Source organism: Kaistia algarum (assembly GCF_026343945.1).
Classification (GTDB): Bacteria; Pseudomonadota; Alphaproteobacteria; order Rhizobiales; family Kaistiaceae; genus Kaistia; species Kaistia algarum.
Genome location: NZ_JAPKNJ010000002.1, coordinates 838,298 through 853,691 on the forward strand (window position 1 = coordinate 838,298; position 15,394 = coordinate 853,691).

The 15,394-nt window shown below is 64.7% G+C and carries 18 protein-coding genes; 11 read left to right on the top strand and 7 right to left on the bottom strand.

Going from position 1 to position 15,394, the window contains the following annotated elements:
- Positions 1–6 precede the first annotated feature (6 nt).
- A complete protein-coding gene (locus tag OSH05_RS17155; RefSeq protein ID WP_104221168.1) occupies positions 7–291 on the bottom strand; it encodes an acylphosphatase in 285 nt (94 codons plus the stop codon).
- Positions 288–950, bottom strand: a complete 663-nt coding sequence (locus OSH05_RS17160; protein WP_266352654.1) for an HAD family hydrolase — start codon at positions 948–950, stop codon at positions 288–290. Before OSH05_RS17160 ends, OSH05_RS17155 begins: the two co-directional genes overlap by 4 nt.
- 228 nt (positions 951–1,178) lie before the next feature.
- Between OSH05_RS17160 and OSH05_RS17165 the strand changes: the two genes are divergently transcribed.
- Entirely contained in the window at positions 1,179–2,333 is a 1,155-nt protein-coding gene (locus OSH05_RS17165; protein ID WP_104221166.1) for a ceramide glucosyltransferase, read from the top strand.
- An 18-nt stretch (positions 2,334–2,351) separates the two neighbouring features.
- On the opposite strand, the gene OSH05_RS17170 is transcribed toward OSH05_RS17165, so the two are convergent.
- On the bottom strand, positions 2,352–4,364 hold the full coding sequence (locus OSH05_RS17170; RefSeq protein WP_104221165.1) for an acetyl-CoA carboxylase biotin carboxylase subunit: 2,013 nt from the start codon (positions 4,362–4,364) through the stop codon (positions 2,352–2,354).
- A 165-nt stretch (positions 4,365–4,529) separates the two neighbouring features.
- Here OSH05_RS17170 and OSH05_RS17175 point away from each other — a divergent pair, with 165 nt between their 5' ends.
- Positions 4,530–5,459 (top strand): alpha/beta fold hydrolase, encoded by a 930-nt coding sequence (locus OSH05_RS17175; RefSeq protein WP_104221164.1) that lies wholly within the window; start codon positions 4,530–4,532, stop codon positions 5,457–5,459.
- Here the strand turns inward: OSH05_RS17175 and OSH05_RS17180 are convergent.
- On the bottom strand, positions 5,425–5,760 hold the full coding sequence (locus OSH05_RS17180) for a YARHG domain-containing protein (protein ID WP_104221163.1): 336 nt from the start codon (positions 5,758–5,760) through the stop codon (positions 5,425–5,427). The two genes, OSH05_RS17175 and OSH05_RS17180, sit on opposite strands and share 35 nt — an antisense overlap.
- 135 nt (positions 5,761–5,895) lie before the next feature.
- On the opposite strand from OSH05_RS17180, the gene OSH05_RS17185 reads away from it, so the two are divergent.
- From OSH05_RS17185 to OSH05_RS17220, 8 genes are all read left to right on the top strand, one after another.
- Positions 5,896–6,492, top strand: a complete 597-nt coding sequence (locus tag OSH05_RS17185; protein ID WP_104221162.1) for a short chain dehydrogenase — start codon at positions 5,896–5,898, stop codon at positions 6,490–6,492.
- 9 nt (positions 6,493–6,501) lie between these two features.
- A complete protein-coding gene (gene folP / locus OSH05_RS17190; RefSeq protein ID WP_407660412.1) occupies positions 6,502–7,362 on the top strand; it encodes a dihydropteroate synthase in 861 nt (286 codons plus the stop codon).
- 14 nt (positions 7,363–7,376) lie between these two features.
- Positions 7,377–7,742 (top strand): dihydroneopterin aldolase, encoded by a 366-nt coding sequence (gene folB, locus OSH05_RS17195; RefSeq protein WP_104221161.1) that lies wholly within the window; start codon positions 7,377–7,379, stop codon positions 7,740–7,742.
- Positions 7,739–8,239, top strand: a complete 501-nt coding sequence (gene folK, locus OSH05_RS17200; RefSeq protein ID WP_104221160.1) for a 2-amino-4-hydroxy-6-hydroxymethyldihydropteridine diphosphokinase — start codon at positions 7,739–7,741, stop codon at positions 8,237–8,239. The genes folB and folK overlap by 4 nt, the downstream gene beginning before the upstream one ends.
- A gap of 146 nt (positions 8,240–8,385) precedes the next feature.
- A complete protein-coding gene (locus OSH05_RS17205) occupies positions 8,386–9,276 on the top strand; it encodes an alpha/beta fold hydrolase (RefSeq protein ID WP_266352660.1) in 891 nt (296 codons plus the stop codon).
- 265 nt (positions 9,277–9,541) lie between these two features.
- Positions 9,542–9,745 (top strand): hypothetical protein, encoded by a 204-nt coding sequence (locus OSH05_RS17210; RefSeq protein ID WP_104221159.1) that lies wholly within the window; start codon positions 9,542–9,544, stop codon positions 9,743–9,745.
- Entirely contained in the window at positions 9,745–10,542 is a 798-nt protein-coding gene (locus tag OSH05_RS17215; RefSeq protein ID WP_104221158.1) for a TIGR02391 family protein, read from the top strand. Before OSH05_RS17210 ends, OSH05_RS17215 begins: the two co-directional genes overlap by 1 nt.
- A gap of 162 nt (positions 10,543–10,704) precedes the next feature.
- Entirely contained in the window at positions 10,705–11,361 is a 657-nt protein-coding gene (locus OSH05_RS17220; protein ID WP_104221172.1) for a glutathione S-transferase family protein, read from the top strand.
- An 18-nt stretch (positions 11,362–11,379) separates the two neighbouring features.
- Here the strand turns inward: OSH05_RS17220 and OSH05_RS17225 are convergent, their stop codons facing one another.
- Positions 11,380–12,912 carry an acyl-CoA carboxylase subunit beta gene (locus OSH05_RS17225; RefSeq protein ID WP_104221157.1) on the bottom strand — a complete coding sequence of 511 codons (1,533 nt, stop codon included), beginning with the start codon at positions 12,910–12,912 and terminating at the stop codon, positions 11,380–11,382.
- Between the two features lie 186 nt (positions 12,913–13,098).
- Between OSH05_RS17225 and OSH05_RS17230 the strand changes: the two genes are divergently transcribed.
- Positions 13,099–13,623, top strand: coding sequence for a hypothetical protein (locus OSH05_RS17230; RefSeq protein WP_104221156.1), 525 nt, complete (start codon positions 13,099–13,101; stop codon positions 13,621–13,623).
- 4 nt (positions 13,624–13,627) lie between these two features.
- Here OSH05_RS17230 and OSH05_RS17235 read toward each other — a convergent pair whose 3' ends face one another.
- Together OSH05_RS17235 and OSH05_RS17240 are read right to left on the bottom strand one after the other, a co-directional pair.
- Positions 13,628–14,392 carry an ATP12 family chaperone protein gene (locus OSH05_RS17235; RefSeq protein WP_104221155.1) on the bottom strand — a complete coding sequence of 255 codons (765 nt, stop codon included), beginning with the start codon at positions 14,390–14,392 and terminating at the stop codon, positions 13,628–13,630.
- Entirely contained in the window at positions 14,389–15,387 is a 999-nt protein-coding gene (locus OSH05_RS17240; protein ID WP_104221154.1) for an RluA family pseudouridine synthase, read from the bottom strand. Before OSH05_RS17240 ends, OSH05_RS17235 begins: the two co-directional genes overlap by 4 nt.
- Positions 15,388–15,394: the final 7 nt, after the last annotated feature.

Sequence of the window (15,394 nt, forward strand, 5' to 3'; positions counted from 1 at the left end):
GGGCCTCTAGTGGCTCGGAGCGACGAGGAAAGGTCCGTCGATGGGTTCGACTTCGGCGATGCGTTCGACTTTAGCGACGCGGGCGAGCCGCGGGCCGGACAGGAAGGCGGCGAGCACGGCTTCCACGGCCTCGGCATCGCCGGACAGTACCGCCTCGACGCTCCCATCGCGCCGGTTGCGCACCCAGCCTGAAAGGCCGCGACCGACGGCCTCTCGTTCGACGAAGGCACGATAGCCGACGCCCTGCACCGCACCCGTGACACGGACATGCAAGCCGATTCGCGCTGTCATGGAATGATCGCCAGCTGACGCAGGATCTCGGTGCGGAGGTCTTCGACGCTCGCCACCATCGCATCGGGCGGCGAAGCCGCGAATTCCTCGGCGCTGCCATAGCCCCAGGCGACGCCGATCACCCGCATGCCATTGGCCCTGGCGCCATCGATATCGTGGCGTCGATCGCCAACCATTACGGAACGCCCCGCCTCGATGCCCTCTTCAGCCAGGAGATGGGCGATGAGGTCCGCCTTGCCGACGCGGCTGCCATCGAGTTCGGAACCATAGATTCGCTCGAAGTAAGAGGCGAATCCGAAATGGTCGGCGATCGCCTCGCAGAACACGCGCGGCTTGGAACTCGCAATGAAAAGGCGAAGACCGTCGGCCCGCAATTGTCCCAGAAGCTCCGGAATGCCGTCGAAGACCCGGTTCTCATAGATGCCGACCGGGGCATAACGCTCGCGGTAAAGACGCAATGCCTCCTTCGCCATGACCGCATCGCCGTCCAGCATCGCGGCGAAGGCAGCCTCCAGCGGCGGGCCAACGGCCGCGCGCAAGGTCGCCTCATCGACCGCCGGCCGGCCGAGCTTTTCCAGGGCATGCAGGATCGAAGCACTGATTCCCGGATAGGGGTCCGTCAGCGTACCATCCAGGTCGAGCAGCACCGTCTGCGCCATCGGCAACACTCCCGCCGTTTCGAATATGGGTTCACCGGAAGGGCTTGCGCGTCGACGATCGCCGCGTCAAGCTTCCGTCCCGCGTCATCAAATCGACACGGACCTCGGCCACGAGGATAGGAAGCAAAATATTATTTTGATCGACTCGTTGGCCCGTTCGAACCATAAGCGACCGATGAACAACAATTCGCAGCGGCACTCCATCTCCCTCTTCGGAGGGTCGTCGCGATGATCGAGCAAGCCGGACTCTTCGCCGCCTGGGCAGGGATTGCCTTCTGCGTCGTCACCGCTGTGGTCCAGTTCGCCAGCATCGGCCTCGTTATCCTGCGGGGCCGTATCGCTGTCGGAAGGCTTTACGTGAAGCCGGCCGAGACGCCACCTGTATCGATCCTGCGTCCGGTCTGCGGCCTCGAAAACTCGATCGAGCGAACGCTGCGCTCCGGTTTCGATCTTGATTATCCCGAATATGAGCTGATCTTCTGCGTCGCGAGCGACAAGGATCCGATTATTCCGGTCGTGAACAAGCTCATCGCCGAGCGTCCGGACGTTCCGGCGCGCCTGCTGATCGGCGACGATCGCATCAGCATCAATCCGAAGCTCAATAATCTCGTGAAGGGCTGGAAGGCCGCACGGCATGACTGGATCGTCATGGCCGACAGCAATGTCCTGATGCCGCACGATTATCTGACGCGCATGCTGAGCCGCTGGTCCTCGACCACCGGCCTCGTCTGTTCCCCTCCCCTCGGTAGCGAGCCGAACGGCACGGCGGCCGAGGTCGAGTGTGCCTTCCTCAATACCTTCCAGGCCCGCTGGCAGCTCGCCGCCGATGCGGTCGGCAACGGCTTCGCGCAGGGGAAGTCGATGTTGTGGCGGCGCGAATATCTCGACGACAATGGCGGCATTGATGCGCTGGCCGCCGAACCCGCCGAGGACGCCGCCTCGACCAAGGTGATCCGCGGAGCCGGACGCGATGTCCGCCTCGTCGAGTTGCCATTCCCTCAGCCGCTCGGCCATCGCACTGTGCGCGCCGTCTGGTCGCGTCAGCTCCGCTGGGCTCGGTTGCGCCGCGTGACCTTCCCGGTTTTCTTCTCGATGGAGCTGATCGTCGGCGGGTTCTTCCCGATCCTCGTCGCCTTCATCCTCGGGTTCACCGACGTCATTCCGCTCTGGTCGGCCGCGCTGCTGGCCGTCGCTTGGTATGTGGCGGAAGGGCTGATGGCGATCAGCCTCGGCTGGCATTGCACGCCGAAGCAGGCGCTGGCCTGGATCCTGCGAGATCTCGCCTTACCGGTACTTTGGGTCGCCGCCGTCTCAGGCAGTGGTTTCGAATGGCGCGGCAATCTGATGAACGTCAAGACGGATAGCTTGGTCGAGGCCGATTGAGGCGCTCTGCTTCGCCACTCAGGCGAAGCGCATGATCACAGCGTCGACCGCGAGGCTGTCGCCGGGCTTGGCTTCGATCTTCGCCACTGTCAGGTCACGCTCGGCTCTGAGGACGTTCTCCATCTTCATTGCCTCGACGATCGCCAGCGTCTCGCCGGCCTTCACCCGCTGATCCTCCGCCACCGCGATCGAAACGACAAGACCGGGCATCGGGCAGAGCAACACCTTCGACGTATCGGCGACACGCTTCTCCGGCATCCAGCGATCGAGTTCGGCGACGCGCTGGCTCATCGCGCGGGCGATGACATCAATACCGCGATGGAGCAGCCTGTCGGCCATTCCGCTGCGCCGGACCTGAACGGCGAAGGCTTCGCCGCCAAAGGCGCCGGACCAGACTGGTTCGCCCGGACTCCAGATCGACCGCACCTCGACGGGCGCCTCGCCTTCCGCGAAACCGATCCGGATCGCCAGCGGCGCGAGGCTGTCGACATCGACCTGAAGCGGCAATTCCTCAGATCCCAGCTTCACCACCCAGTTGCGGCGCCACCCCTTCGGATGCGGTCCGAGCCGGTCCGGGAGACGATCCAGCCGGTCCTTGCGCACGATTTCCATGGCGAGGGCGACCGCGGCGAGCCGGCGCTTTTCCTCGGCTGTCGGCACAGCCCCCTTGAAGCCTTCCGGAAATTCCTCGGCGATAAAGGCGGTCGACAACCGCCCCTCGGCCCAGCGCGGATGCGCCATCAGGGCGGAAAGAAACGGGATGTTGTGCTGGATGCCGTCTATGACGAAGGCGTCGAGGGCATCGTTCATCGCTGCGGTCGCCGCCTCGCGCGTCGGCGCGTGGGTGCAGAGCTTGGCGATCATCGGATCGTAGAAGATGGAAATCTCCGAACCCTCGACCACGCCGGTATCGTTGCGCAGCGTCACGCCGCTCTCCTTGCGCTCGGCTGGCGGGCGATAGCGCGTCAGGCGGCCGATCGAGGGCAGGAATTCACGATAGGGATCCTCAGCATAGACGCGGGCCTCGATCGCCCAGCCATCGAGGCGAACCTCTTCCTGCGTGAAGGCTAGCTTCTCGCCCGCGGCGACGCGGATCATCTGCTCGACGAGGTCGAGGCCGGTGATCAGTTCCGTCACCGGATGCTCGACCTGAAGGCGCGTGTTCATCTCGAGGAAGAAGAAGCTCTTGTCCTGCCCGGCAACGAACTCGACCGTTCCGGCGGAATCATAGCCGACTGCCTTGGCCAGCGCGACGGCCTGCTCGCCCATGGCGCGTCGCGTCGCCGCATCCAGAAGCGGCGACGGCGCCTCTTCGATCACCTTCTGGTTGCGGCGCTGGATCGAGCATTCGCGCTCGCCGAGATAGACGGCGTTGCCATGCTTGTCGCCCAGCAGCTGGATCTCGACATGGCGCGGCTCGACGATGAATTTCTCAATGAAGACCCGGTCATCGCCGAAGGAGGAGCGGGCCTCCGATCGTGACATGCGGAAGCCCTCGCGTGCGCCGGCCTCGTCATAGGCAACGCGCATCCCCTTGCCGCCGCCGCCGGCCGACGCCTTGATCATGACGGGGAAACCGACCGAACGGGCGATCGCGACCGCCTCGTCCTCGCTTTCGATGACGCCAAGATGGCCCGGCACCGTCGAGACGCCCGCCGCGGCCGCGGCCTTCTTCGATTCGATCTTGTCGCCCATCGCCGCGATCGCCGCCGCATTGGGACCGATGAACACGATGCCGGCAGCGGCGAGCGCTTCGGCAAAGGCCGTACGCTCGGAGAGGAAGCCATAGCCCGGATGGATCGCCTGCGCGCCCGTCTCCTTCGCGGCGGCAACGATCTTTTCGATCACCAGATAGGACTGCACGGCCGGCGAGGCGCCGATATGCACCGCCTCATCCGCCATCTCGACATGGAGCGCATCCCGATCAGCGTCCGAAAACACGGCAACCGTCGCTATCCCCATCCGCCTTGCCGTCTTGATGATGCGGCACGCAATCTCGCCGCGATTGGCGATGAGGATCTTCTCGAACATGGACGTCCCCGATCGATTTTCCGTTTCTTGAATCAAGGTCTACGTCGGCACGCGCAGACCCGCAACGGAGCGGTTGGCGGGCTGCGGCGTTTCGGCTCGTCCCTTGCCCTGGAGGCGCAACCGATCCAAGTTCGTCTTGTCGCTTCCTCGGGCGGATTCGACCGCATGCGCTTCTTTCAATGGACGACCCCGATCGACCGCCTCGCGACGGCGCTTGTTGCCATGGTGGCGGCGAGCCTCACCGCGGTATGGCTGGCCTATGTCGGGCCCGTGGTCCACGAGCCCGGCTTCTTCAAGAAGCCCGACCGCAGCGGCTATGCCAATCTGAACGGCATTAAGATGTGGTACGCGATCTTCAACCCGCATGGCGGATCGCCGGTCATCCTGCTGCATGGCGGGCTCGGATCGTCGCGCGACTGGCGCAACCAGATCCCCGCGCTCGTCGCCAAGCACATGGTGATCCTCGCCGACAGCCGCGGCCAGGGCCGCAGTACCCGTTCCTCGGCACCGATCGGCTACGACATCATGTCTTCGGACGTTCTGGCGCTCATGGATCATCTGAAGATCCAGAAGGCGGCCATCGTCGGCTGGAGCGATGGCGGCATCATCGGCCTCGATATCGCCATCCATCATCCCGAGCGCATCAGCAAGCTCTTCGCTTATGGCGCCAACTATGACGTCGACGGGCTGACGCCGTCCCCCCTCCCCGACATGCTGGCACCATTGCAGGCCAGCGCTGTCGAGATGATGGATGAGCACGCCGAGACGGTACGCGAGGTCAACGAGATGTGGGAGACCGAGCCGAACTTCACCCCGGCGCAGCTCCGCTCGATCCGCATCCCGACCGTGATCGCCGATGGCGAGCGCGAGGAGGCGATCAAGCCGCAGCATACGCGCGAGATGGCGAAGCTCATTCCCGGCGCGAAACTCGTTATCCTGCCGAAGGTCGGCCATGCCGGGCTGATGCAGGACCCTGTCGCCTTCAACAAGGCGATGGTCGATTTCCTCGACGGGCCGGATGCCGATATTCCGCCGAAGCCGGCGCCGAGACCGAACGATGTCAGCGGCACGCCTTCTCCCGCTCGACCTTCGTGATCGCCTGGACGTTGGCGCGCTCATAGCTGTTGAGGCGAATAGCCGCCTGATTGCTGGTCGTGCAGCCATCATTCGAGAAGTTCGCCTGGCCGCGAGCGGTGCGGAAGCAATAGCCGTTCTCGTAGTAGATCGTGTTGCGCGCGGTCCAGAGCGTGTCGCAGGACAGCGTGCGCAGGTTGGCAAGCGACATCTTCTGGCTGTCGGTGCAGCCGATCGCCTCGAAGCAGGCCGCGCGCGCCTCGCCAAAGCCCGCGAGCAGGACGGCAACGGCAAAGAAGGGCAGATAGGGCTTCATCGACATGGCTGGGTCTCCTCATGAGCGGGGGCGTCCTGGCGGCGCTCCGACCGGCTCGGCACGAACACTAGCCCCAACGCTCCGATCGGCTATGATCCCGGTCACTCGCCCTCCACGCCCCCTCCTCGCACAGGAAGTTCCATGAAGATCCTGCTTGTCGGCGCCTCCGGCGTCCTCGGCACTGCCGTTGCCGCCGAACTCGGCGCTCGCCATGACATCATCCGTGCCGGCCGCACCGGCGACGTCCAGATCGATATCCGCGACCCCGCCTCGATCCGCGCCGCCTTCGAACAGGTCGGCACCTGTGATGCCGTGATCAGCGCCGCCGGCAAGGTCAAGTTCGCGCCGCTCCCCGAGATGACCGCGGAGGACTATGCGATCGGCATCGCCGACAAGCTGATGGGCCAGGTCAATCTCGTGCTGATCGGCAAGGACTTCGTGACCGATGGCGGCTCGTTCACGCTGACCACCGGCGTGCTGGCGCATGACCCAATCCGCAAGGGTTCCTCCGCCTCCATGGTGAACGGCGCCGTCGATTCCTTCGTCAAGGCGGCGGCGATCGAGCTGCCGCGCGGACTGCGCATCAATTCGGTCAGCCCCGGCGTGCTGCTCGAATCCATGGGCGGCTATGCCCCGTTCTTCCGTGGCCACGAGCCGGTGCCGGCCGCCCGCGCGGCGCTCGCCTTCTCGAAGAGCGTCGAAGGCGCATTGACCGGTCAGGTGTTCTCGGTGCTCTAAGCGCCGTCAATCCCCCCGACCGAATCGGACGACGCCTTGGCCAATCTCGACATCGACCATCTCGCGCGCGCGGCCGGCGGCCGCACGCTGATCATGGGCATCTTGAACGTCACGCCGGACAGCTTCTCCGACGGCGGCGACCATGCGGAGGCCAACGCCGCCGTGGCGCGCGGACGTGCCATGCTGGCCGAGGGCGCCGACATCATCGACATCGGCGGCGAATCGACCCGGCCGGGTGCGGCCGAGGTCGACGCGGCGACGGAGACCGCCCGTGTGCTCGACGTCATCGCCAAGCTCGGCGCCGAGCCGGGCGCGCTGGTCTCGATCGATACTTACAAGGCGGCCGTCGCCGACGCGGCTCTTATCGCCGGCGCGCGGATCGTCAATGACGTCTGGGGCCTGCAGCGCGAGCCAGAGATCGCGCGCGTCGCGGCGGCCCATGACGCTGCGGTCATCGCCGGCCACTGGGAGAAGGATGCGCGCTACGGCACCGCGTCCATCCTCGACGCGCTGAAGCGCTTCTTCGATCGCTCGATCACCATGGCCCGCGCCGCTGGCATTCCCGATCACCGCATCCTGCTCGATCCAGGCATCGGCTTCGGCAAGGACGTGGACGAGAACCTCCTCATCCTCGACCGGCTCGACACGCTCGTCGCGCTCGGCTTCCCGATCGTGATCGGCACGTCGCGCAAACGCTTCATCGGCACGCTCACCGGCCGCGAGCCGAAGGACCGCATCTTCGGCACCATCGCAACCAACGTCATCGCCGCCGAGCGCGGGGCGGCCATCGTCCGCGTCCATGACGTCGCCGCGCATCGCGAAGCGCTCGCGCTCACCGATGCGATCCTTGCGTCCCGCGCCCTCCCCTGACCGCAAGAAACCCCATGACCGACCGAATTCTCATCAGCGATCTGCGCTTCTTCGCCCATCACGGCCTCCATCCGGAGGAAGAAGCGCTCGGCCAGCGCTTCATCGTGTCGCTGGTGCTGGAGCTCGACCTTTCAAAGGCCGGAACGAGCGACGCGATGGAGGATTCCGTCCATTATGGCGAGGTGGTCGCGACGACCGAGGCAATCGTGACGCAGCGCCGCTTCAAGCTGATCGAAGCGCTCGCCGACGCCATCGCTGGCACGATCCTCGAGCGATTCCCGCTCGTCGAACGGATCACCGTCCGCGTCGAGAAGCCGGGCGCGCCGATCCCGATCGCAACCGGCCTCGTCGCCGTCGAGATCGAGCGGGGCCGCGCGTGAGCGAAGCCTTTCTCGGGCTCGGCGGCAATCTCGGCGACCGAGCGGCGACGCTCGCCGCCGCCACCGACGATCTTCGCACCGCCGAAGGCGTCCGCGTCACGCATGTCTCCTCGCTCTACGAGACGCCGCCCTGGGGGCCCGTGCCGCAGGGTCCCTATCTCAATGCCTGCGTCGCCATCGAGACGACGCTTTCGGCCCGCGCCCTGCTCGACCTATGCCTCGCCATCGAGAAGCGCCATGGCAGGGAGCGGCTGGTGCGCTGGGGGCCGCGCACGCTCGACATCGACCTGCTGCTCTATGGGCGCGAGACGATCGACGAGCCGGGCCTGATCGTGCCGCATCCGCGCATGGCGGAGCGCGCCTTCGTCCTGGTGCCGCTGGCGGAGATCGCGCCCGGTCTCATGATCGGCGGCACCACCATCGAGACGCTGCTCGATCGCCTCCCCGACACGGAGCGGCAGGACGTGCGCCGCTGGGCCGACGACACGGCCGGCTGAACGCCCCCTCCCCGGTTGCTCCTTCGAGGAAGATTGGTCCCCGCTGGGCCAGCGCATTGGAACGGTTCACCTTGCAAGCCGCGATGGCGGTCGTAGGCTGTCCCTCGGGGCCGGATCGGCCGGACCGATGGGGATGAGGTGACACGATGAGCATGCATATCCTGACCCGAAGCTGGCGCGCGGGCCTCGCCGCGCTGGCCATCGGCATCGTCGCGAGCGTCGCGGCGGCTACCGCGCCGGCCTTCGGCGAAGAAGTGTGGAAGACCCTGCCCGATCCCAAGCCGCTGCCGAAGCCGGACCAAACCGGGACGCTCGACGTTGACGGCGCCAAGATCTGGTACGCGACTTTCGGCGAAGGCAAGGGTTCGCCCGTGCTGCTCCTGCATGGCGGCCTCGGCAATTCCGATTATTGGGGCAACCAGGTGCCGGCGCTCACCGACAAGCACGAGGTGATCGTCATCGACACGCGCGGCCATGGCCGCTCAACCAAGGGCGACAAGCCGTTCAGCTACGACCTGTTCGCGTCCGACGCGCTCGCCGTGCTCGATCATCTGAAGATCGACAAGGTGGCGCTGGTCGGCTGGAGCGACGGCGGCATCACCGGCCTCGACATCGCCATCAACCACCCCGAGCGGCTCTCGAAGCTCTGGGCCTTCGGCGCCAACTACAACGTCTCCGGCGTCAAGCCGAACGTCGACAAGGACCCGGTCTTCGGCGCCTATATCGAGAAGGCCGGCAAGGACTACGAAAAGATCTCGCCGACGCCCAAGGACTACGATGCCTTCGTCAACGCGCTGGTGGCGCTCTGGTACAGCCAGCCCGACTACAAGCCCGACCAGCTTGCCAAGATCACGACGCCGACCGTCATCGCCGACGGCCAATATGACGAAGGCATCAAGCCGGAACACACGGAAGAGCTCGCCAAGCTGGTCCCCGGCGCCAAACTGCTGATCCTGCCGAACCTCAGCCACTTCGCGCACTGGCAGGACCCGGCGACGTATAACAAGGAGCTGGTGGCGTTTATCGACGGGCCATAGATCCCCACCCCGACCAGCACCTCGAAGACAGCGAATATAGCCCGCGCCCGAACCTCCCAACCTGTCATTGCCGGGCTTGACCCGGCAATCCAGACTTGTTCTTGACATTCGACGGAAACCGGCGCGGGCGCCAGAAGAAAGACTGGATTGCCGGGTCAAGCCCGGCAATGACACCATTCCTCACGACGACGCACGTGTCCGACCGTCGGCAGCGGTCACAACTCGTGCTATGCTTATTTGAGAAATTCGCGCGGATCGAACTTCAATGGCGGAATTGCTGGTCACGGGTATCGATGATGCCCTCTGGAAACGGTTTCTGGCCTTCGCTGAAAGGCAAGGCAAGTCGGCGGAAGAGCTGTTGCACGAGCTGATTGTCGACTATGCGGTCGATTGGGATTCGCCACCCGATGTCCCCCACCAAGGCAACCGGTCACACGGTACGAAGGCCCGGCGGAGAGGACAAATTTAATGAAGAAGTCGCGAGACCCCGCGCGACAGCCTGCACAGTTGTCTCCTGTCCAAATGCAAGCCGCGCTCCCAAGACTCGAGAAGCGTCTTAGTGAATTGAAAGCGGTGAATATAGGGCAACTCGATGAAGAAACTGGCGCTCATATTCTTGATAGCTTATGTATGAAGTTCAACACTAGTCTTCGTGACATATTTGGCGATAATACGATAGAATTCTTTGAAAATTCTGTGGATACGTTTCAGCCCACCTTCGGCGGCTACTATCCAGGGATGGACACTTCCCTTCTTGGAAATTTGGACAAAGTCCGCAAAAGGATCGGCAGTGCAATCACAACACTGCAAACGCTCATTGAACTTTTCACTGAGACCTTGAGCGGTGCTAGTGACGGAGTTATGCAAGCGGGCGTCTTGCGGGCTTATGAAGGCCTCGAACTGCATCCGGAAATTGCTCGAGCGGCGTCGAGACTGTATAAAGATGGCCACTACGCCAACGCAGTCGAAGCAGCGGTCAAAGCGCTCAACGGTCTGGTCCGACTGAGAAGCCAGTTGGAGCAGGACGGCACCTCACTCATGGAGCGTGCGTTCAGTCTTTCCAACCCGGTGCTGAAATTCAACGCTCTCGTGGACCAATCGGACAAAGACGAGCAAAAAGGCTTCATGCAACTGTTCTCTGGGGCGGTCTCGGGGCTTCGCAATCCGCGAGCCCATGGCTTCATTCAAGACGAACCAGAGCGGGCGCTTGAATTTATTGCGTTCGTCAGCCTTCTCGCCAAATTGCTGGACGAAGCAACAACTTAACTATCAGCGATAGCGACCTGACGGCACCGAGGCTACGGACCTAGCCGTCACCGAGCTTTCAGATAGCTACTCCCACAATTGAATATTATCGTGCTTCTTCTGGAGGTTCGCACACCCTTGTCGGCCCGCCATCCGAACCGAGGCTTCCCTATGCCTGATCCCATGATGCCTACCATCACTGCCTTCGAACGATCGCCTGATGGCGGGCGGGGGTTGGCGCGGGATACGCGGGTTCGCTGGGCGTTCGAGGAAGTTGGCCAGCCCTATGCGGTTCGTCTGGTTTCCTTCGCCGCGATGAAGGAGCCGGCGCATCGCGCGCTACATCCTTTCGGGCAGATTCCAACCTATGAGGAAGGCGATCTCGTCCTGTTCGAGTCCGGGGCGATCGTGTTTCATATCGCGGAGCGCCATGCCGGGCTGCTGCCGGACGGCGCGGATGCGCGGGCGCGCGCGATCACCTGGATGTTCGCGGCGCTAAGCACGGTCGAGCCGCCGATCCTGGAACTCGTCACCGCCAAGATTTCGGAAAGAAACGAGGCCTGGACGGCACAGCGCCTGCCCTTGGTCGAGGATCGCATCCGCAGCCGCCTGCACGAACTCGCGGCCCGGCTCGGCAAGGCCGGCTGGCTCGACGGCGCGTTCAGTGCTGGCGATCTCCTGATGGTGTCGGTGCTGCTGCGGCTCCGGCGGTCCGGACTGCTGGACGAATTTCCAAGCATTGCCGCCTATGTCGCACGCGGCGAAGCCCGCCCCGCCTATCAGCGCGCCTTCGCCGCGCAATTGTCGGTCGCGAAGGGTCAGCCACCAGCCGGTAGGTAGATACGCCGGCTCATCCGCTCACAACGGAATATTGTCGTGCTTCTTCCAGGGGTTCTCCAGCTCCTTGTTGCGGAGCAGCCTTAGCGCCCTCGCGATGCGCTTCCTCGTCGAGTGGGGCATGATCACTTCGTCGATATAGCCGCGTTCGGCGGCGACGAAGGGGGAGAGGAAGCGGTCTTCGTATTCCTTGGTGCGGGCGGCGAGCTGGTCCTTGTCGCCGTTGGAGGCGCGGAAGATGATTTCGACCGCGCCCTTGGCGCCCATCACGGCGATCTGGGCCGAGGGCCAGGCATAGTTGACGTCGCCGCGCAAATGCTTCGAGGCCATGACGTCATAGGCGCCGCCATAGGCCTTGCGGGTGATGATGGTGACCTTCGGCACGGTCGCCTCGCCATAGGCGAAGAGCAGCTTGGCGCCGTGCTTGATGAGGCCGCCATATTCCTGCGCCGTGCCGGGAAGAAAGCCCGGAACATCGACGAAGGTGACGATCGGGATGCCGAACGCGTCGCAGAAGCGCACGAAGCGCGCCGCCTTGCGCGAGGCGTCGCTGTCGAGCACGCCGGCCAGCACCATGGGCTGGTTGGCGACGATGCCGATCGTACGGCCCTCGATGCGGCCGAAGCCGGTGACGATGTTCCTGGCGAACGCTGCCTGGATTTCGAAGAAATCGCCCTCGTCGACGGTCTTTCCGATCAGCTCCTTGATGTCGTAGGGCTTGTTGGGATTATCCGGAATGAGCGTATCGAGCGACATTTCCAGCCGATCCGCCGGGTCGCTCGTCTCGATCGCCGGGATCTCGGCGCGATTGTTCATGGGCAGGAAATCGACGAGCCGGCGCATCTCGGTCAGCGTCTCGATGTCATTGTCATAGGCGCCGTCGGCGATCGAGGAGCGCGCGGTATGGACGCTGGCGCCGCCGAGTTCCTCGGCCGTCACCGTCTCGTTGGTGACGGTCTTCACGACATCGGGGCCGGTGACGAACATGTAGCTCGAATGGCGGACCATGAAGATGAAGTCGGTCATGGCCGGCGAATAGACGTCGCCACCGGCGCAGGGGCCCATGATCACGGAGATCTGCGGGATGACGCCCGAGGCGAGCACGTTCCTCTGGAACACTTCGCCATAGCCGCCAAGCGCCGCGACGCCTTCCTGGATGCGGGCGCCGCCGGCATCGAACAGGCCGATGATCGGGGCGCGGTTCTTCAGCGCCATGTCCTGGATCTTCGTGATCTTCTCGGCATGCGCCTCGGAGAGCGAGCCACCGAACACCGTGAAATCCTTGGCGAAGACGAAGACGGTCCGGCCATTGACCGTGCCCCATCCCGTGACCACCCCGTCGCCCGCGATCTTGGACTTCTCCATGCCGAAATCGGTGGCGCGGTGCTCGACGAACATGCCGAACTCCTCGAAGGAACCCTCGTCAAGCAGGACCTCCAGGCGCTCGCGGGCGGTCAGCTTCGATTTCGCGTGCTGGGCCGCGATGCGCTTCTCGCCGCCGCCGAGGCGCGCTTCGGCCCGCCGCTCTTCGAGCTCCGCCAGAATGTGCTTCAAGGACGCTTCCTCCGCAGAACCTGAAATCGAGGCCCCGAGATTTAGCAGGCGGACCGCCGCCATAGAAGCGCCAAGCTTGCGGGCGCGAATTCGCGCCGGGGCCGAGCCACGACGGGCTCGGAGGTCCCCACGCTCTATGGTAGCAAGGCTCGCTCGCCGGGGGGCGATGCCACGAGAGGTATCGACATGAAATTCTCGCATTGGATCGGCGGCGCGCTGCTTGCGTCCGCCATCGCCGGGTACGGGTCGGCCGCGCTGGCCGAAGACGCCGCGCCTCCACCGGCCGACGCCGCGCCGGCCGCAGCCGCCGACGACGCGGCGGCAGCGCCCGCTCCAGCCAAGCCGGCGAAGAAGAAGGTGAAGATGGGCGCCGCCGACGGCATCTGGGCCGGCAGCTTCATGCAGGTCGGCCATTCCGGCGGCTACAAGATGGCGATCAAGTTCGCCGGCAAGACGATCGAGACGGATTATCCCGACCAGTCCTGCGGAGGCAAGCTGACCAAGGTCGGCACCAAGGGCGACACCAGCTTCTATGTCGAGACCATCACCCGTGGCGGGGTCGACGCTGCGACGGGCAAGGGCTGCATCGACGGCAATGTGACGCTGATCAAGGCAGGCGACGGCTATATCTGGGGCTGGGTCGGCCAGCATGACGGCAAGCCGATCGTCGCCTATGGCACGCTCGCCAAGCAGGCGGCGCCCGAGCAGTAGCCGCTCAAGACCGCAGGATCAGCGCCGCTGCCTGCATCTCCCGCCAGCGCGCTTCGCGGCGCGCGGCGGCTTCCTTATCGTCGCCCCAGAGTTCGAGTTCGAAATCCTCGTCGACATGGGCGGCGGCCCAAACTTCCTCGGCCGTCAGGCGGCCGTGGAGCAGCGCCAGCGTCAGGATGGCGGAGCCGGTCAGCGAATTGACAGTGCTCAGCGCGGCGAGCGCCAGCGGGTCGGGATCTCCCAGCGCGGCATCGACAGCTGCCAGTGTTTCCGGGAATTGCTCGACATGGACGATCCCTTCGGCGAGCAGGAAGCGCGCGCCGAAGCGCTCATGCATCCATTCGATCAGCGGCGTCCAGATCTCGTCCTGGCGCTCGACCAGCCGCACCGGTCCGGGCGCGCGGTAGCAAAGCAAATCGCTGCCGGCATAGCTGACGATCTCGGCTCGCACCGGCTCCTGATTGGCCGCAACACCGTCGATCGCCGAATTCACCAGTCGCGTCAGCGGCATGGTCGCCGGATCGATGAATTCGCCCTGAGCCGCCCATTCGGCCGCCACTTCCGCGGCGATCGGCTCGCGATTGACCTTCAGCAGGTTCTTGCCGGGCGTGCGAACCATCTTACCGTCGAGGCGCACGACAAGAGCATCACCCTCGGCGGCGTAGTCGGCGCGCTCATAGAACCGCTTCGGCAGCACCCGGCGATCCGAGGGCGTGCGGATGGGATCGCGCGGCGCATCGCCGGCGCTATCGTCGAAGAGCCCGCTCATTCTTCGTCCGGCGCGCCGGTCTCGCCCAGGTCGGAATCAAAGCCGAGCAGGTTCCAGCTCTGCAGCATGTGTGGCGAAAGCGGCGCGGTCACATCGAGCGTTCCCTTGCCCGAAGGATGGGGGATGATGATCCGCCGCGCATGAAGATGCAGCTTGTTCTGCATGCCGCCGGGGAAATCCCAGTTGGAATCGGCCTCGAAATACTTCGAATCGCCGAGGATCGGATGGCCGATATGGGCCGCGTGAGCGCGAAGCTGGTGCGTGCGGCCGGTCACGGGGCGCATGGTCAGCCAGGAAAAATTAGGGCCGGCATTGTCGACAACCGAATATAGCGAGACAGCATGGCTCGCATCGTCCTCGCCATGACGGGCGATCTTCATCTTCTCGCTGCTTTCCTCGCGTGCCAGCCAGGTCGAGACGCGGCCTTGCGGCGGACGCGGGACACCCTTCACCAGAGCCCAGTAGACTTTCTTGGTCGTGCGGGCGCGAAAGCTTGCGGCGAGCCGTGACGCGGCAAGGCGCGTGCGGGCCACGACGAGCACGCCGCTCGTCTCGCGATCGAGCCGGTGCACCAGCCGCGGCTTCTGGCCCTTGGGATCGCGAAGCGCCTCCAGCATGGCGTCGACATGGGTGGAGAGGCCAGAGCCGCCCTGGACGGCCAGGCCCCACGGCTTGTTGAAGACGTAGACGTGATCGTCCTCATAGAGCAGCATCGCCATGAGCGCATCGGCATCGCTGCCGCGCGCCCCGGCCGGCCTTGCCACATGCGGCGAGCCGCCGGCCTCATCGACACCGAGCGGCGGGATGCGGACCAATTGCCCCGGCGACACGCGGTCGCTGGTCTTGGCGCGGCCGCCATCGACGCGCACCTGGCCCGAGCGGACGAGCTTCTGCAAATGTCCGAAGGAAAGACCCGGATAATGCTGCTTGAACCAGCGATCGAGGCGCATATCCGCCTCGTCGGGTCCTACTGTCTTGGTGACGACGCTCGCCATCCCGCTC